Below are 16527 nucleotides of genomic sequence, written 5' to 3' on the forward strand. Positions count from 1 at the left end.
TATTCGGCGCAGCCTTCACCTCAACGTGTAAAGAATTCTATTTTCGGGCATACAACACCGGATTCAAAGCCGGATCGTTGTACATCTTCATCTGTTTATAAAGTTTCATATATTTCCGCCCCGCCTCGATGTCGGCCAGCAGTTCCTCGATCGCCTGCGACAGATCGGTACGCTGGGTCACCAGCACAGCCAGTTTCGTCCGGCAGGACGAACGGTGTTCGTCGGAAACATCCGTCCGCTCCGTTTCCTGCTGCATGTGGTAAATCTTCAGAGCCAAAATCGAAAGTCTGTCCACCGCCCATGCCGGGGTCTCCGTATTGATCGTCGCTCCGGCAAGCGGCACAACCGTTTTGTATTTATCCAGGAAATAGCCGTCGATATATTCGACCAGATCGGTCCGCTCCTGGTTCGAGGCATCGATCCGCCGTTTGATCGCCAGTGCCGCCACAGGATCGATCTCCGGGTCGCGGATGATGTCTTCAAGATGCCACTGCACCGTATCGATCCAGTTCTTGTGATAGAGCAGGTGTTCGACACTTCCGGCCGGATAAGGGTTTGCTATCGGGGTATCCACGTTGTCTTGCCGGTGGTAGTCCCCGATGGAACGTTGAAAAATCTGGTTACAAAGTGCAGTGAAAATCATAGTTTTTCGTTTGCCGCCATTTGCCGCGCAAAGAAAGTGGCAAGCAGAGTGCGCTCCGGACCAGTCCCGAGCGCCGAGGCCCAGTCTATTCCAGCCGGCGCATGTCGGCTGCAAAGATAAAACAATTTTGACGGAAAGCCCCTTATTTTCTATTTTTGCCAAGCACCCGAACCGAATGATCTTCATGAACCGAATCATCCTGTACATCTTCTTCCTGCTGTTGCCAGCCGTATGCCGGGCACAGTACAAAATGACAGCGCAGGAATACATTGACACCTATAAATACATGGCTGTGCGATCCATGAAAGAGTTCGGCATTCCGGCCAGCATCACACTGGCGCAAGGGCTGCTCGAATCGGGCAATGGCGGCAGCCGGTTGGCTGTGGAGGGGAACAATCACTTCGGGATCAAATGCAAAGGGTCGTGGACGGGTGCCAAGATTTATCACGACGACGATGCGAAAGGGGAGTGTTTCCGCAAATACCGCAACGCCGAGCAATCCTACCGCGACCACTCCAAATTTCTGACCGAATCGCCTCGGTATGCCGCTCTGTTCAAGCTCGACGCGACGGACTACAAAGGGTGGGCCTATGGTCTGAAAGCAGCCGGATACGCTACCAATCCGAAGTATCCGCAGCTGCTGATCGACATCATCGAAAGAAACAGGCTTTACCAGCTCGATCGGCCGGCCGGAGCAGGCGGCTTGCTGTCGCGGCGCGCAAACCGCAGGGAAGCGAAAGCGGAACTCAACGAACCGTTGAAACCGAAGCATGCGGTCGAGAGAAATAACGGCGTGCGGTATATCGTTTCGCAGGAAGGCGAGAGTTTCGCTTCGGTGGCGGCTCAATACCACATGCCGGTCAAACGGCTGCTCAAGATCAACGATCTGAAAAGCGCCTTTCCGCTGCCTGCGGGAACCGCGCTTTATGTCGAGCCTAAACGGGCGCGGTCTTCTTCGGCAAGAAGCCACACGATAGCGAGCGGCGAGTCGTACCACTCCGTCGCGCAGCAGTACGGGATCAAACTGAAAAAACTCCAGAAAATGAATCCCATCATCCGCCGGTTCCCGCCCCGGGTGGGTCAGGAGTTGCGGTTGCGGTAATCGGCAGGAAGACAAATGAAAAGCGTCCGCATGCTCAGCGGACGCACCGATAACAACCGAACGGAAGTCGGGAAACTATTTCCCGTAATGGAAAATCACGGTCTGTTTCAGATCCGGATGCAGCGAATTGGCCACCGGACACTCATGCGCAGCAGCCTCCAGAATCTTCTTCACCTTCGGCTCGTAATCCGACGGGAAAGTCAACTCCACGACCACCTCCACAATCCGCCGCGGAGCAGTGCCCATGATTTTGGAAATATTCACCTCCGTGCCGTCGATATCGAACCCGTGCACCTGGGCGGCTTTCCCCATGATCGTCAGCATGCAGCTGCCCAGCGCCGTAGCCAAAAGGTCGGTCGGCGAGAAAAATGCCCCCTTGCCCCCGTTATCCGTCGGCGCATCCGTCATGATCTTCGTCCCCGACTGCAAATGTTCCGCCTCGGTGTGCAGCCCGCCGAGGTAGCGCGTATGAACCGTAATAGCCATAATGCTTTGAATTTATTGATTTTTCAATACAAAGGTAAAATCTATTTTCCTATCTTTGCAACCCTTTTTCGCCTACAAGTCCGATGATCACCTACACCAACCGCAATATTTGGCACGTGGCCTTTCCGATCCTGCTCAGTCTGCTGATGGAGCACCTGATCGGACTGACCGACACCGCCTTTCTGGGACGTCTCGGCGGCCATAACGGGGAGATCGCCCTCGGCGCATCGTCGCTGGGAGGTGTGTACTATATAGCCGTCTTCATGCTCGGTTTCGGATTCAGCGTCGGAGCGCAAATCCTCATGGCCCGCCGCAACGGCGAGGAACGCTACCGGGAGATCGGGCCGGTATTCCAACAGAGCGCTCTGTTCCTGCTGTTCTTGGCGACCGTCGTATTCGCCTTTTCCAAATTTTTCGCCCCGCAGATCCTCGACCGCCTGATCTCGTCGACGGAAATTTACCAAGCCACGCTGGAATATCTGAACTGGCGCATATACGGCTTTTTCTTCATTTTCCTCGCCGTGATTTTCCGGGCCTATTATGTCGCTATCACCCGGACGAAAATCCTGACGATCAACTCGATCGTGATGGTTCTGAGCAATGTCGTGCTGAACTACGGCTTGATTTTCGGCCGTTTCGGATTGCCGACTATGGGCATTGCGGGCGCCGCTGTCGCATCTGCGGTGGCCGAACTCGTTTCCCTGCTCTTTTTCATCGTTTACACCTCGAAAAAGATCGACTGGCGCAAATACGGCCTTTTTCGACGCACACGACTGAATATCAAAGAATTGGGACACATACTGCGCCTCTCTTCCTGGACTATGGTGCAACAGTTTGTGGCTGTCGGCACCTGGTTCCTGTTTTTCGTCGCCGTGGAACATCTCGGCGAACAGCCGCTGGCCGTCACGACTATCGTGCGGAGCGTCTCGTCGCTGCTGTTCATTATCGCCAGTTCGTTCGCCACGACAAGCAGTTCGCTGGTCAGCAATATGATGGGAGCGGAGCAGAGCCGCGACGTGATGTCCACCGTGTGGCGGATCATTCGGATGTGCTACATGCTGATCGTGCCGCTGCTGGCTGTCATTCTGCTTTTCCCCCGGCAAGTGCTTCGCATCTATACCGACAACCCCGCCCTGATCGCCGCTTCGGTTCCTGCCCTGTTAGTCATGGCCTCGGCTTACCTGATCCAGACCTCGGCATTTATCTGGTTCAACACCGTATCCGGAACCGGAAACACGCGGGCCGCTTTCACGCTCGAAATGACCGCGATCGCAACCTATGCCCTGTATGTTTATTTCGTCGTCATCCACCTGCGCGCCGACGTCGCCTGGTGCTGGACGACGGAACACTTGTACGGCGTGGTCGTGTTCGCGCTGGCCTATCTGTATATGCGGAAGGCCGACTGGCAAAGCAAAAAAATTTAACTATTTTAGCCCCATGAATATAGCATCCGCAACATTCGTGTGCAGCAGCCAGAAGCTGTCGCAGTGTCCGACGGGCGACATGTGCGAATTCGCTTTTATCGGCCGCTCGAACGTCGGCAAATCGTCGCTCATCAACATGCTCACCCGGCGGACGGGACTGGCCAAAGTATCGGGCACGCCGGGAAAAACCCGGCTGATCAACCATTTTGTCATTAACGACACGTGGGCCTTGGTCGATTTGCCGGGCTACGGGTATGCCAAAGTGTCGCGCAGGGAGCGGAGCGGATTCTCGTCGTTGATCACGGATTACGTTTTGAACCGCGAACAGCTGTACTACCTGTTCGTTTTGGTCGATGCGCGACACGAACCGCTGCGGATCGACATGGAATTTGTCCGGTTTCTCGGGGAGCACGGCGTGCCGTTCGGCATCGTTTTCACCAAAACGGACAAGCTCTCGCAGGCGCAGCTGAACCGCAATACCGACCTCTATCGGCGACAGTTGGCGGAGGAGTGGGAAGAACTGCCCCGGATGTTCGTCATCTCGTCGGAGAAGGGCACGGGTCGGGACGAAATTCTGGATTTTATCGAAAATTGTTTAGAACAGAGTTAAAAAAAAGCTACCTTTGCGGCTGTCAAAAACAACTTCTGTTCACATACAAACATCCGAATCGCAATCATGGGCGAACCTCAGAAAATTAAATTTTTCACCTGCCGGAACTCGCGTTACCTGGCCGAAAAGATCGCGAAACACTATGGTTCGGAGCTGGGAGACTCCGTCGTGCTGGAATTCAGCGACGGCGAATTTCAGCCGGCTTACAACGAGAGTATCCGCGGATGCACCGTATTCGTCGTTTGTTCGACTTTTCCGCCGGCGGACAATATGATGGAACTGCTGCTGATGGTGGACGCCGCCAAACGGGCTTCGGCCAAGCGGGTGGTGGCGATCATGCCCTATTTCGGATGGGCGCGGCAGGATCGGAAAGACCGGCCGCGGGTGTCGATCGGGGCGAAATTGGTGGCCAACCTGCTGCATGCGGCGGGGGTGGACCGGATCATGACCATGGATCTGCATGCGGATCAGATTCAGGGATTTTTCGACGTGCCGGTGGATCATTTGTATGCCAGCGGGGTTTTCGTACCGTATATCAAGAGCCTCTGTATCGATAATCTGACCGTGGCGACGCCGGACATCGGGGGGTCCAAACGGGCGAATGCTTATGCACAGTACCTGGGGGCGCCGATGGTCATCTGCCACAAGCACCGCTCGAAACCGAACGTGGTCAGTGAAATGACCGCGATCGGGGAGGTCAAGGGGAGGAATGTCATTCTGTTCGACGACATGATCGACACGGCGGGGACGATTACCAAGGCGGCGGATATGATGAAGAATATGGGCGCCTTGTCGGTGCGGGCGGTGGTGACCCATCCGGTGCTTTCGGGGCCGGCATACGAACGGATTGCGGAAAGTGCGCTGGACGAGATTATCACGACCGATACGATTCCGCTCAAGGAGGGAAAAGACATTTCCAAATTTAAGGTATTGACCGTTGCCGATATCTTTGCGGATGTGGTGGAACGAGTGTATAACTACAAGGAAATCAGCTCGATGTTTATTTTCTAAACATCCGGGACTTTCCTGTTGACGATAACTGCGATTTTTCCCGCCGACACACACTTTCGATTTGCGCGCCCCCACTTTGCGAATCGGAAGGTCAGCGGGATTTTTTATACTCGAAAGACTTTATGGTAGAAGTACTTTACGAAGACAATCACCTCATCGTGGTGAACAAACGGCCCGGGGAGTTGGTGCAACCTGACGCTGCGGGCGAGGGGCCGGCTTTGGAGGAGACTGTAAAGGCTTATATCAAAGCGAAATACGCCAAGCCGGGAGCGGTGTTTCTGGGTGTCGTGCACCGGATCGACCGTCCGGTGGGAGGGGCTGTGCTGCTGGCGCGGACATCCAAAGCGCTGGTGCGGCTCAACGAACAACTCAAACAGCGCCGGTTCCGGAAAATCTATTGGGCGATCGTCGAAAACAAACCGGCTGCTGCCATTTCGGGGCAAAACAGCTCATCGGCGGGGATGGAAACCGGGACATTGCGCCATTTCATCGTCCGGAACGGGAAAACCAACAAATCGACAGCTTACGATACGATAACGGCTGTGCCGGAACGTTTGCGTTCCGAGGCGAAAGAGGCGGCGCTCAATTACCGATTATTGGCTTCCGGTGATCGGTACCACCTGCTGGAGATCGAACTGCTGACCGGACGGCACCACCAGATCCGGTGCCAGTTGTCGAAAATCGGATGCCCGATCAAAGGCGACCTGAAGTACGGAGCGAAACGATCCAATCGGGACGGTAGTATCTCTTTGTGGGCCAGGAGATTAACCTTTGAACATCCGGTCACACACGAAATGATCACGGTAGAGGCGCCTACACCGCAACACACGGACAAACTGTGGGCCTTTTTCGAGACGACCGTCGCAACCGGGGCGGCGGCGGAATAGCCCCGATATGATATACCAATGAAGAAAAAACGTCATTTCCCGTGAAACTCGAACGCCCAAGGCAATAACTCCGTCGCCATCGCCTCCCGCACCGTTGTTCCGGTGCGATCGGCCATAATCACCTTTATATCCCGTCCCGCTTGCGCCCGCACCGCTTCCATCAAGACCTCGCGACAGCCGCCGCAGGGCGATACCGGTACCTCCGAATCCGGAGAAACGATCGCAACGGCGACGATAGGCAGGGCAGGGTAGGCGGCCCGTGCATAATTCACCGCCACCCGTTCCGCGCAACTGCCCAACGGATAAGCCCGATTCTCCTGATTATTGCCGCACACGACCGTCCCATCCTCCAACAGCACCGCCGCACCGACCCGAAATCCGGAGTAGGGCGCCCACGCCTTTTCTGCCGCCTCGAATGCTCGTTCAATCAATTGTTTATCTCTCATAATCCAAACGATTACTTCATTGGTTTGACAGCCCGTACCATGTGCCGTTTTCCCAACGCCCCCGGCAGCCGGAAGACCTCGAAACCGACCGCCCGCAACGCCTGTTTGACTATGCCCTTGGCCGAATAAGTGACCCATATGCCCCCCGGCCTGAGAATGGCAAACATCTGTCGCATAATCGTTTCCGACCACAGTTCCGGTTGCGCGTCCGGCGCGAAAGCATCGAAATACACAACATCGAACCGCCCGACTAACGGCGAAAAATCGAATGCCGATAAATCCGCCTTGTATTTTGCAAGCGTAAATACCTGATCCCTATCTATTTCATGGACTATTCCATCCCATGGCACAGCATGTAGCCGCATGAAAACCGGATCCGCCGTATAGTTCAACTGCGCGACAGTCTCCGGCGCCAACGGATAGAGATCGATCGCCGCATAATCGACCCGCCGATGCTCCCGAACAGCTCGCCAATAGGTTAAGTAACAGTTTAGCCCCGTCCCGAAACCAACCTCAAAAACAGCTGTTTCCTCTTTTTTAGGTATAGCGTCGAACCCTGCGCGGATATAGACATGTTCCGCCTCCCCGACAGCTCCGCGATCCGAATGGTAAAGCTCACCGAGCACCTCATGCCGCAAGGTCAGCGAACCGTCATCCGTTTTCAGAAATTCCATAACGAACTGAAAAAACGATATTAACGTCGTACCAGCTGAACTACATTTTCGACATGGTGCGTATGAGGGAACATATCCACCGGCTGTACCTTCGTCACCCGGTACGCCTCGTCGAAAATCGCCAAATCCCTCGCCTGCGTCGCCGGATTGCAGCTTACATAAACGATTCGTTCAGGTGCAGCGGCCAGAATCGTCGTCGCCACATCGCCGTGAATCCCTGCCCGCGGCGGATCCAAAATAATGACCTCCGGCCGTCCGTATCGCTCGATAAACGCCCCGTTCAGCACATCTTTCATATCCCCCGCAAAGAACAGTGTGTTGTCGATCCCGTTCAAGGCCGAATTTCGTTTGGCATCCTCGATCGCCTCCGGCACATATTCGATCCCCACGACCCGCTTGGCCCGCGCCGCCACGAAATTGGCGATCGTCCCCGTCCCCGTATAGAGGTCATACACCACCTCGCCGCCCGTCAGCTCCGCAAAGTCGCGCGCCACCTTATACAAGTTGTATGCCTGCTCCGAATTGGTCTGGTAGAATGACTTCGGATTGATCCGGAAAGTCAGCCCCTCCATCCGTTCTTCCATATACGGTTTCCCGGCGAAACAAAAAGCCTCCAAATCACCGATCGAATCATTGAGCTTGTTGTTTATTATGTAGTTAAGCGACGTTATCTGAGGAAACTGTTCAACTAAAAAATTGAGCAGTTTTTCGCGTTTCGGATCGTCGTCGGCAAAAACCACCGTAACCATCACTTCCCCCGTACTTGAAGTGCGGATGACGATGTTCCGCAGAAACCCCCGATGTTCCAGCAAGTTATAAAATTCAAATCCGTTTTCTTCGGCAAAACGTTTCACCGCCAACCGGATCGCATTCGACGGCTCCTCTTGCAGATGACACCACTCCACATCCAACACCTTGTCGAACATCCCCGGAATATGGAACCCCAGCGCATTCCCATCGCCCGCAGCCGCCCCTGCTGCCACCTCCGAACGGGGCACCCACCGTTTGTCCGAAAAGGTAAATTCCAGCTTGTTACGATAGTATTCGCTTTTCGCCGCCCCGATGATCGGCGAAATCTCCGGCAGTTCGATCCCGCCCAACCGCCGCAGCTGTTCCTCCACCTGCCGCTGCTTGTATTCCAGCTGCATCGGGTAGGGAAGCGCCTGCCACTTGCACCCCCCGCACTCTCCATAATGCTTGCAGAAAGGCTCGACCCGGATCGGAGAATACTTCACGAAATCAAGGACATACCCTTCCATGAACCGCCGCCGTTTCCGATTGATCTGCACATCGACCACATCGCCCGGCACCGTATGAGGCACAAAAACCACCACGTCGTTGTATTTTCCTAACGATTTCCCCTCCGCGGCTATATCGGTAATTTCCAGCCCTTCGATCTGCGGATATTTGTTCTTTCTCGGCTTCATAAATGATGATTCATCGTTCGGATACGGACAAAGATACAGGTAAAATTCGTAAATTTGGAACCGGACAACCATACATCGCCCCTGCTATGATCAAACTGGCCACACTCACTTTCAACCCGTTCGGCGAGAACACCTATATCCTGTTCGACGAGACCAGAAAATGCGTGATTGTCGACGCCGGATGCAACTCCGACAAAGAGCGGCAGGCGCTCGCCTCGTTTATCGAGAAGAATGAATTGCAGCCGGTACTGGCGCTCAATACGCACGGACACGTGGATCATATCTGCGGCGTGGAATTCGTCAAGCGGAAATGGGGAGTTCCATTCGCCTTGCATCGGAACGAAAAGCCGATCATGGAGATGGCACACTGTTATGCCGATATGGGTTTCGACGTCGATCCGATTCCGTCTCCGGACATCGATTTGGCAGAAACTCAAACCCTATCCGTGGGCAACAGCACGCTGCATATCCTGCAAACACCGGGGCATTCGCCGGGGCATGTGGCGATCCACGCGCCGGAAGCGGAACTGCTGCTGACCGGAGATTTGCTTTTCAAGGAGAGCATCGGGCGAACCGATTTGCCGGGCGGCAGCTACCCGACCTTGATGGACAGCATCATCGAACGGGTGATTCCGCTGGGCGGCAATACTCGGATTTTTCCGGGGCATGGGGCGCAGAGCACCATTGCGCACGAGGTGATGTTCAATCCGTTCATCGTCGAGGCGCTGCGGGGCGATGTGAACTACAAAGAGGACACCGCTAAGCATGAGAATTGACATTATCACCTTGCTGCCCAAGCTGTTGGACGGCGCGCTGAGCGAATCAATCATCAAACGGGCGCAGGACAAAGGGCTGGTCGAGATTCACATCCACAACCTGCGGGAGTATTGCGAGGACAAGCATCGGACGGCGGACGACTATCCTTTCGGGGGGGAGGCGGGGATGGTGATGAAGGTCGAGCCGATCTACAAAATCATTACGCACTTGAAATCCCAGCGGGAATACGACGAGGTGATCTATACCTCGCCGGACGGGATCACCTATAATCAGCAGGAGGCCAACCGGTTGTCCACGTTGAACAACCTGATGATCCTCTGCGGGCATTACAAGGGGGTGGATTATCGGGTGCGCGAGCATTTGATTACGCGGGAAATTTCGATCGGGGACTATGTCTTGACGGGGGGCGAGCTGGCGGCGGCGATTATTACGGATAGTGTGGTTCGGATTCTGCCGGGGGCGATCGGCGACGAGTGTTCGGCCTTGACAGACAGCTTTCAGGACAATTTACTTGCACCGCCGGTTTACACGCGTCCGGCGGAGTTCAACGGGTGGCGGGTGCCGGACGTATTGTTGTCGGGGAATTTCGCCGAAATTTCGCGTTGGCAGGAGGATCAGGCTTACGAGCGGACACAGAGGCTAAGACCTGATTTATTGGAAATTAAATAGAATGATATGAAGTATTACATCATAGCAGGTGAAGCGTCGGGCGACCTGCACGGATCGAACCTCATCAAGGGCCTGCTGGCAGCCGATCCGGAGGCGGAGATTCGGTTCTGGGGCGGCGACAAGATGATTGCGGCGGCGGGAATGTACGGGACATTGGTGAAGCATTACAAGGAGGCTTCGATCATGGGCTTCTGGGAAGTGCTCAAGAACCTGCGGCGGATCGGACAGCAGATGCGGTTCTGCCGGGAGGACATCGCGGCTTATCGGCCGGATGCCTTGATTCTGATCGACTACCCGGGCTTTAATCTTCGGATGGCGAAATTTGCCAGAACTTATTTAGGATCAGGGAATAACACATCACGACCTAAAGTATTTTATTACATTGCTCCGAAGGTATGGGCATGGAAGGAAAAACGGGTCGTCCGGATTCGGAGGTATGTGGATAAGTTGTTCATTATCTTTCCGTTCGAGATCGAATATTTCCGGCGGCACGGGATCGAGGCTTTCTATGCGGGCAATCCGATCATGGATTCGGTGACGGAACGGCCGGCGGTTACGGCGGAGAGTGCAGCGGCTTTCCGGCAAGCGAACGGCTTGGACGAACGCCCGATCATTTCGTTGGTGGCGGGAAGCCGGAGTTCGGAAATACGGTATAACCTGCCGTATATGGTGGCTGTTGCGCACTCGATGCCGGAGTACCAGTTCGTGGTGACGGGGGTCTCGTGGCTCGATCGGTCGCTGTATGACAAATATTTGGCGGGGAGCGGGGTACGGTTCGTCTGCGACAAGACATACGAGACGATCGCTCAGTCGGCGGCGGCGCTGGTTACCTCGGGGACGGCGACGCTCGAAACGGCATTGCTGAATGTGCCGGAGGTGGTCTGCTTCCGCAGCTCGGCGATCAGCATCTGGGTGGCGAAACGGTTGGTGAAACTGCGTTTTATCTCGTTGGTCAACCTGATTTTAGACAAAGAAGCGGTTCGGGAACTGATCCAGGAGGAATTTACTCCCGAAATCGCGGCGGAAGAGCTGAAGGCTGTATTGCCAGGAGGGGATAAACACGGGCCTATGATGCAGGATTTCAGAGAATTGCACAATGCTTTGGGGGCACCGGGGGCGTCGCGACGGGTGGCGGAAGAGATGGTACGATTATTACAGTAAGTTATTCGGGATGAAGATTATCTGCATCGGCATGAACTATGCGGAACACGTCCGGGAGCTGCCGTCCGTCTGGGACGGGAAAGAACAGGCGATTCCGCAGGAACCGGTTTTCTTTATCAAACCGGACACGGCGCTGCTCAGGAACAACGATCCGTTTTATATCCCCGATTTTTCGGAAGATGTGCAATACGAGTGCGAATTGGTGGTGCGGATCAACCGGTTGTGCAAGGGGATCGAGGAGCGGTTTGCCCACCGTTGCTACGAGGAGGTGGGATTGGGGATCGACTTCACGGCCAGAGACTTGCAACGCGAATGCAAAGCGAAAGGGCGGCCGTGGGAGATCGCCAAAGGGTTCGACCATTCGGCGGCCGTTGCGCCGGCTTTCATTCCCAAAACAGAACTGCCCGACGTGCAGAACCTCCGTTTTTCCATGGATTTGAACGGCGAACGCAAACAAACCGGCTATACCGGAGATATGATTTTCAGCATCGACCGGATCATCGCCTATGTTTCGCGATTCGTTACCTTGCGGATCGGCGATCTGCTCTTTACCGGGACGCCGGTGGGGGTGGGGCAGGTGCATATCGGCGACCGGATTACGGCGGAATTGGAGGGGCGGACAATGTTGGATTTCGACATTAAATAGCCCATGCAAATGCGGTAAATATCAATATGATACCGGATTATATAAAGATTATCTTAGCCAGCGGATCACCGCGGCGGCGGGAGTTGTTGGCGGGGATGGGGATTCCGTTCGACACGGCCCGGCCGTATCCGGTCGATGAACGTTATCCGGAATCTTTGGCGCCGCATGACGTGCCGGCTTATCTGGCGGAGTTGAAATCGAGGGCCTATCCGAACGCATTGACGGATAATCAGATACTGATTACGGCAGATACGGTGGTGATTCATGGCGGGCGGGTGATCGGCAAACCGAAGGGGCGGGAGGACGCGATCGAAATCCTCGGTTCTTTGTTGGGCTCGACGCATGAAGTGACCACGGGAATTGCGATCCGGAACCGTTCGGCACAGAAAGTTTTATCGGAGACTGCGCGGGTGGTTTTCGGCCCTTTATCGCCGGCGGAAATCGAATATTACGTGGACAACTTCCGGCCATACGACAAGGCGGGGGCCTACGGGATTCAGGAATGGATCGGCTACGTGGGGATTGAACGGATCGAAGGGTCGTTTTATAACGTCATGGGGCTGCCTACGCGGCTTTTATACACCGGTTTGACCGAATTCATCAAAACGCATTACACAGAGACAATCCATAAACAGACATGAGAAAGCCCGTTTTTTTTACGCTGACCCTCGCTTTACTGTTCACCGTCGTATTCGCCCGTGCCGACGAAGGGATGTGGCTGCCGAGCCTGATCGGCCAGGGACGTATCCAAGACATGCGTTCCAAAGGATTCCGGCTCACGGCGCAGGACTTGTACGCCGTTAACCAAGCCAGTTTGAAAGATGCGATCGTGCGGTTCGGGAGCGGATGCACCGGCGAACTCATCTCCGACCAAGGGCTGCTGATTACCAACCACCACTGCGGATACGGACAGATTCAGCAGCACAGCTCGGTGGAACACGATTATCTGACCCACGGGTTTGCGGCGATGAACCGATCTGAAGAACTACCCAACCCAGGGCTGGTAGTTAGCTTTTTGGTTGAGATGCGGGACGTTACCGATCAGGTACTCAAAGGGATAACGCCATCGACGAACGAAACGGAACGGATGCGGATCATCGATGCCAATATAAAGACTGTCGTCAAAAAGGCGACCAAGGGCAATCATTACCACGCTTCGGTAGAGGCATTGTATTATGGGAATCAATACTTTCTGTTCGTTTACGAAGTGTTCGAGGATGTCCGGTTAGTGTTTGCTCCGCCGTCGGCGGTGGGGAAATTCGGCGGGGATACGGATAACTGGATGTGGCCGCGGCATACGGGCGACTTCTCGATCTTCCGGGTTTATGCGGGAAAAGACAACAAACCGGCGCCGTATTCGCCGGACAACGTGCCGTATGTGCCGAAAAAATCGTTCACCATCTCGCTGAAAGGGATTCGGGAGGGGAATTTCACCTTCGTCTACGGTTTTCCGGGGCGGACTTACCAGTACTTGCACTCCGAGGCGGTGCGGTATACGCAGGAAATGGGAGATCCGCATAAGGTGAAGCTGCGGACGTTGCGGCTCGATATTATGAACCGGGCGCAGGCGGCCGATCCGGCGGTGCGGATCCAGTATGCGGCCAAGAATGCTAATGTGTCGAACGCTTGGAAGAAATGGCAGGGAGAAATGAAAGGATTGAAACGTTTGGGGACGGTGGCCAAGAAACAGGCGTTTGAACGGCGTTTCGAGGCATGGGCGGCGGACAAGCCGGAGTATGCGGGAGTTACGACCCGGTTGGCGGCGCTGTACGATTCGCTGGAACCGTACGCTTTGGCGCGCGATTATCATACGGAGGCGGTGCTGGCGATCGAGCTGCTCAAATTTGCCGGGCAGTTTGCCGATGCCCGAGACCTCGAACCGGAGACGATCGACCGACTGCGGGTGGCGGCGGAGAAATTCTACAAAGATTATGTGCCGGCGATCGACCGGGAGACGGCGCAGGCATTGCTGGCGGAATACGTGCGGAATATACCGGAACGATTCCGGCCGGCGGGGATTGATGTGGAGGCGGTTTTCGACTCTACGCTTTTCGCCGATTCGGTGCAGGTCGGGCGGCTGCTGGCGTCGGGCGATACGACGGCCATTCGCGGGGCAATCGATCGGGATGCGGCGGTACGGGCTTATCGGGCCTTTATGAAAGCATATAAAACCGCTATCGAACCGGAATACACGGCTTTGAACAAGCGGATCGACCGCTTGTACCGCACTTATGTCCGGGGGAGGATGGAGATGCAGCGGGGCGAACGGGAGTTCTATCCGGACGCCAACTCGACGCTGCGGATCGCTTACGGCCGGGTGGAGGGCTATCGGCCTGCGGATGCGGTTGTGTATGAGCCGGTTTCGACACTCGAGGGGGTGATGCAGAAGGACAATCCGGCGATTTACGACTACGATGTTCCGGAACGGCTGCGACAATTGTACGAGGCGAAAGACTACGGCCGGTGGGCGGTGAACGGGACGGTGCCGGTGGCGTTCATCGCGACGAACCACACGACGGGCGGGAACTCGGGCAGTCCGGTGCTCAACGGCCGCGGCGAGTTGATCGGGGTCAATTTCGACCGCTGCTGGGAGGGGACGATGTCCGACTTGGAGTACGATCCGGTCGCCTGCCGGAATATCGCATTGGATATTCGTTACGCGCTGTTCCTGATCGACCGGGTCGGCGGAGCGGGGTATCTGCTGGATGAAATGAAATTTGCGGAATAACGATGATTTGGAAACGATTGGAAAAACTGCGGGGCTGGATGCGGGAACAGAGGGTGGGGGCGTTTATCGTGCCTTCCAACGACCCGCACTTCAGCGAATATGTGGCGCCGCATTGGGGATGCCGGGCGTGGATCAGCGGCTTCGACGGCTCGGCGGGGACGGTGGCGGTTACGGCGGACGGACGGGCGGCGTTGTGGACCGATTCGCGCTATTTCCTGCAAGCCGAAACGCAGTTGACAGGGACGGGAATCGAGTTGCAGCGGATGGGGTTGGCAGGGACGCCTTCCCTGACCGATTGGCTAAGCGCTTGCGGGATCAGTCGGGTCGGTGTGGACGGGCGGTTGTTCAGTCGGACGACGTTCGAGGGATTGAAAGGGAATTTGGCGGCGGTCGGGATCGAACTAACGGCTGTCGGCGACCCGTTCGCGACGATTTGGGACGGTCGGCCGGCATTGCCGGATGCGCGGGCGATGGTGTTGGACGCGGCATACAGCGGCGAGGCGGCGATCGGCAAGCTCGGACGTATTCGGGCGGCGATGTCGGATGGGGCGGTGCGGATTGTGGCCGTGCTGGACGAAATCGCTTGGGCACTCAATATACGGGGTGGGGATATTGCCTATAATCCGGTGGTTGTCAGTTATCTGGCTATCGAACCGGAACGGGCGATCCTGTTCGTCGATCGGGACAAGTTTACGCCGGACGACCGGGAACGGCTCCGCGGGGAGGCCCGTGTCGAGATGCGCCCTTACCACACTTTCAGCGACTATCTGGGAACATGGGGCGGAAAAACCGTGATCGTCGATCCGAACGGGTTGGATCAATACCACTACACCCTGCTGGAGACTGCGGGGGCCCGCATCGTGAAAGAGGCGACGCCTTATGGAATGATCTCGGCGATGAAAGCCGTCAAAAACCCGACGGAGATCGCGGGGTTCCGGCGGGCGATGGAGGTGGATGGGGCGGCTTTGGTGCGGTTCGAGATGTGGCTCGAAAAAATCGTAAAAGCAGGAGAATGCCCTACAGAATTGGAGATTGCAGCCAAACTGCATGAATTTCGGCAGGCGGCTGCTGCGAAAGAGGGGTTTCGCGGCGAGAGTTTCGAGACCATTGCGGGATATGGCGATCATGGAGCGATCGTACATTACGAGGCGACGCCGGAGAGCGACATACCGGTCGGAACGGACAGTTTTCTGTTGATCGACAGCGGAGGGCAGTATCTGTACGGGACGACGGACATTACGCGGACTTACCATTTCGGAACGCCCACAGCGGAACAGAGGCAGGATTATACGGCGGTTCTGCGGGGGATGATCGACCTGAGTGCAGCCCGGTTCCCGGTCGGGACGCGGGGGGCGCAGTTGGATGTTTTGGCCCGGCGGCACTTGTGGAACAGAGGACAGAACTACCTGCACGGGACTGGGCATGGGGTAGGGCACTTCCTGTGCGTGCACGAGGGGCCGCAGTCGATCCGGATGAACGAAAATCCGGTGGTATTGGAACCGGGGATGGTGCAGAGCTGCGAGCCGGGGCTGTACCTCGCGGGGCGGTACGGGATACGGATCGAAAACCTGACTTTAGTGACGGCTGAGGGATGTCCGGAGGGATTCCTGCGGTTCGAGCCGCTGACCTTGTGCCCCATCTCGTTGCGCGCCGTCGATACGGCCGTGCTGGACGCCGACCAGCGGGAGTGGCTGAACGACTATCATGCGAAGGTCTACGAACGGCTGGCCCCTTTGTTAAACACGGACGAAAAACAGTGGCTGCGCGACAGGACGCGACCGGTGTAACGAACGCGGAGGGATTCGTTCGGCACAATTATTGACTATTCCATCATCG

The 16527-nt window shown here is 55.9% G+C and carries 17 protein-coding genes; 12 read left to right on the top strand and 5 right to left on the bottom strand.

The genetic code is table 11. The features are described from left to right. Positions 1-37 precede the first annotated feature (37 nt). Positions 38-643: a DUF4254 domain-containing protein gene (locus Q0Z93_RS00510; RefSeq protein ID WP_298061469.1), complete on the bottom strand. Its 606-nt coding sequence runs from the start codon at positions 641-643 to the stop codon at positions 38-40. Positions 644-827: 184 nt separating this feature from the next. On the opposite strand from Q0Z93_RS00510, the gene Q0Z93_RS00515 reads away from it, so the two are divergent. Further along, on the top strand, positions 828-1745 hold the full coding sequence (locus Q0Z93_RS00515; protein WP_298061472.1) for a glucosaminidase domain-containing protein: 918 nt from the start codon (positions 828-830) through the stop codon (positions 1743-1745). A 75-nt stretch (positions 1746-1820) separates the two neighbouring features. Here Q0Z93_RS00515 and Q0Z93_RS00520 read toward each other — a convergent pair whose 3' ends face one another. Then, positions 1821-2231, bottom strand: coding sequence for an OsmC family protein (locus Q0Z93_RS00520; RefSeq protein ID WP_298061474.1), 411 nt, complete (start codon positions 2229-2231; stop codon positions 1821-1823). An 83-nt stretch (positions 2232-2314) separates the two neighbouring features. Here Q0Z93_RS00520 and Q0Z93_RS00525 point away from each other — a divergent pair, with 83 nt between their 5' ends. The 4 genes from Q0Z93_RS00525 to Q0Z93_RS00540 all read left to right on the top strand — a co-directional run bounded on the left by Q0Z93_RS00525 (position 2315) and on the right by Q0Z93_RS00540 (position 6163). Next, complete coding sequence (locus tag Q0Z93_RS00525) at positions 2315-3655, top strand: MATE family efflux transporter (protein ID WP_298061477.1); 1341 nt, start codon at positions 2315-2317, stop codon at positions 3653-3655. Between the two features lie 13 nt (positions 3656-3668). Continuing rightward, a complete protein-coding gene (gene yihA, locus Q0Z93_RS00530) occupies positions 3669-4265 on the top strand; it encodes a ribosome biogenesis GTP-binding protein YihA/YsxC (protein ID WP_298061479.1) in 597 nt (198 codons plus the stop codon). A 66-nt stretch (positions 4266-4331) separates the two neighbouring features. Beyond that, positions 4332-5276 (top strand): ribose-phosphate pyrophosphokinase, encoded by a 945-nt coding sequence (locus Q0Z93_RS00535; RefSeq protein ID WP_298061482.1) that lies wholly within the window; start codon positions 4332-4334, stop codon positions 5274-5276. 122 nt (positions 5277-5398) lie between these two features. Then, a complete protein-coding gene (locus Q0Z93_RS00540) occupies positions 5399-6163 on the top strand; it encodes an RNA pseudouridine synthase (RefSeq protein WP_298061484.1) in 765 nt (254 codons plus the stop codon). 32 nt (positions 6164-6195) lie between these two features. On the opposite strand, the gene Q0Z93_RS00545 is transcribed toward Q0Z93_RS00540, so the two are convergent. Genes Q0Z93_RS00545 through rlmD form a run of 3 tightly spaced genes read right to left on the bottom strand, consistent with a single transcriptional unit; the run spans position 6196 to position 8710 of the window. Next, complete coding sequence (locus Q0Z93_RS00545; protein WP_298061487.1) at positions 6196-6609, bottom strand: cytidine deaminase; 414 nt, start codon at positions 6607-6609, stop codon at positions 6196-6198. Positions 6610-6620: 11 nt separating this feature from the next. After that, on the bottom strand, positions 6621-7283 hold the full coding sequence (gene mnmD, locus Q0Z93_RS00550; protein ID WP_298061489.1) for a tRNA (5-methylaminomethyl-2-thiouridine)(34)-methyltransferase MnmD: 663 nt from the start codon (positions 7281-7283) through the stop codon (positions 6621-6623). A 20-nt stretch (positions 7284-7303) separates the two neighbouring features. Continuing rightward, on the bottom strand, positions 7304-8710 hold the full coding sequence (rlmD, locus tag Q0Z93_RS00555; RefSeq protein WP_298061492.1) for a 23S rRNA (uracil(1939)-C(5))-methyltransferase RlmD: 1407 nt from the start codon (positions 8708-8710) through the stop codon (positions 7304-7306). Positions 8711-8796: 86 nt separating this feature from the next. Here rlmD and Q0Z93_RS00560 point away from each other — a divergent pair, with 86 nt between their 5' ends. The 7 genes from Q0Z93_RS00560 to Q0Z93_RS00590 are packed head-to-tail and all read left to right on the top strand — an operon-like array spanning position 8797 to position 16478. Then, positions 8797-9486, top strand: a complete 690-nt coding sequence (locus Q0Z93_RS00560; protein ID WP_298061495.1) for an MBL fold metallo-hydrolase — start codon at positions 8797-8799, stop codon at positions 9484-9486. Then, entirely contained in the window at positions 9476-10156 is a 681-nt protein-coding gene (gene trmD / locus Q0Z93_RS00565; protein WP_298061500.1) for a tRNA (guanosine(37)-N1)-methyltransferase TrmD, read from the top strand. The genes Q0Z93_RS00560 and trmD overlap by 11 nt, the downstream gene beginning before the upstream one ends. A 6-nt stretch (positions 10157-10162) precedes the next feature. Then, positions 10163-11317 carry a lipid-A-disaccharide synthase gene (lpxB, locus tag Q0Z93_RS00570; protein WP_298061503.1) on the top strand — a complete coding sequence of 385 codons (1155 nt, stop codon included), beginning with the start codon at positions 10163-10165 and terminating at the stop codon, positions 11315-11317. Positions 11318-11327: 10 nt separating this feature from the next. Continuing rightward, on the top strand, positions 11328-11963 hold the full coding sequence (locus tag Q0Z93_RS00575) for a fumarylacetoacetate hydrolase family protein (protein WP_298061506.1): 636 nt from the start codon (positions 11328-11330) through the stop codon (positions 11961-11963). A 26-nt stretch (positions 11964-11989) separates the two neighbouring features. Then, positions 11990-12604, top strand: a complete 615-nt coding sequence (locus tag Q0Z93_RS00580; protein ID WP_298061508.1) for a Maf family nucleotide pyrophosphatase — start codon at positions 11990-11992, stop codon at positions 12602-12604. Further along, positions 12601-14691: a S46 family peptidase gene (locus Q0Z93_RS00585; RefSeq protein ID WP_298061511.1), complete on the top strand. Its 2091-nt coding sequence runs from the start codon at positions 12601-12603 to the stop codon at positions 14689-14691. The genes Q0Z93_RS00580 and Q0Z93_RS00585 overlap by 4 nt, the downstream gene beginning before the upstream one ends. A gap of 2 nt (positions 14692-14693) precedes the next feature. Further along, positions 14694-16478 carry an aminopeptidase P family protein gene (locus Q0Z93_RS00590; RefSeq protein ID WP_298061514.1) on the top strand — a complete coding sequence of 595 codons (1785 nt, stop codon included), beginning with the start codon at positions 14694-14696 and terminating at the stop codon, positions 16476-16478. Positions 16479-16527: the final 49 nt, after the last annotated feature.

The sequence above is a fragment of the uncultured Rikenella sp. genome (genome assembly GCF_947628055.1).
Taxonomy (GTDB): domain Bacteria; phylum Bacteroidota; class Bacteroidia; order Bacteroidales; family Rikenellaceae; genus Rikenella.

Excerpts from the sequence above, each read along its gene's own strand:
- Q0Z93_RS00510 (WP_298061469.1), bottom strand. The coding sequence starts at position 643 with ATGATTTTCACTGCACTTTGTAACCAGATTTTTCAACGTTCCATCGGG.
- Q0Z93_RS00515 (WP_298061472.1), top strand. The coding sequence starts at position 828 with ATGAACCGAATCATCCTGTACATCTTCTTCCTGCTGTTGCCAGCCGTA.
- Q0Z93_RS00520 (WP_298061474.1), bottom strand. The coding sequence starts at position 2,231 with ATGGCTATTACGGTTCATACGCGCTACCTCGGCGGGCTGCACACCGAG.
- Q0Z93_RS00525 (WP_298061477.1), top strand. The coding sequence starts at position 2,315 with ATGATCACCTACACCAACCGCAATATTTGGCACGTGGCCTTTCCGATC.
- yihA (WP_298061479.1), top strand. The coding sequence starts at position 3,669 with ATGAATATAGCATCCGCAACATTCGTGTGCAGCAGCCAGAAGCTGTCG.
- Q0Z93_RS00535 (WP_298061482.1), top strand. The coding sequence starts at position 4,332 with ATGGGCGAACCTCAGAAAATTAAATTTTTCACCTGCCGGAACTCGCGT.
- Q0Z93_RS00540 (WP_298061484.1), top strand. The coding sequence starts at position 5,399 with ATGGTAGAAGTACTTTACGAAGACAATCACCTCATCGTGGTGAACAAA.
- Q0Z93_RS00545 (WP_298061487.1), bottom strand. The coding sequence starts at position 6,609 with ATGAGAGATAAACAATTGATTGAACGAGCATTCGAGGCGGCAGAAAAG.
- mnmD (WP_298061489.1), bottom strand. The coding sequence starts at position 7,283 with ATGGAATTTCTGAAAACGGATGACGGTTCGCTGACCTTGCGGCATGAG.
- rlmD (WP_298061492.1), bottom strand. The coding sequence starts at position 8,710 with ATGAAGCCGAGAAAGAACAAATATCCGCAGATCGAAGGGCTGGAAATT.
- Q0Z93_RS00560 (WP_298061495.1), top strand. The coding sequence starts at position 8,797 with ATGATCAAACTGGCCACACTCACTTTCAACCCGTTCGGCGAGAACACC.
- trmD (WP_298061500.1), top strand. The coding sequence starts at position 9,476 with ATGAGAATTGACATTATCACCTTGCTGCCCAAGCTGTTGGACGGCGCG.
- lpxB (WP_298061503.1), top strand. The coding sequence starts at position 10,163 with ATGAAGTATTACATCATAGCAGGTGAAGCGTCGGGCGACCTGCACGGA.
- Q0Z93_RS00575 (WP_298061506.1), top strand. The coding sequence starts at position 11,328 with ATGAAGATTATCTGCATCGGCATGAACTATGCGGAACACGTCCGGGAG.
- Q0Z93_RS00580 (WP_298061508.1), top strand. The coding sequence starts at position 11,990 with ATGATACCGGATTATATAAAGATTATCTTAGCCAGCGGATCACCGCGG.
- Q0Z93_RS00585 (WP_298061511.1), top strand. The coding sequence starts at position 12,601 with ATGAGAAAGCCCGTTTTTTTTACGCTGACCCTCGCTTTACTGTTCACC.
- Q0Z93_RS00590 (WP_298061514.1), top strand. The coding sequence starts at position 14,694 with ATGATTTGGAAACGATTGGAAAAACTGCGGGGCTGGATGCGGGAACAG.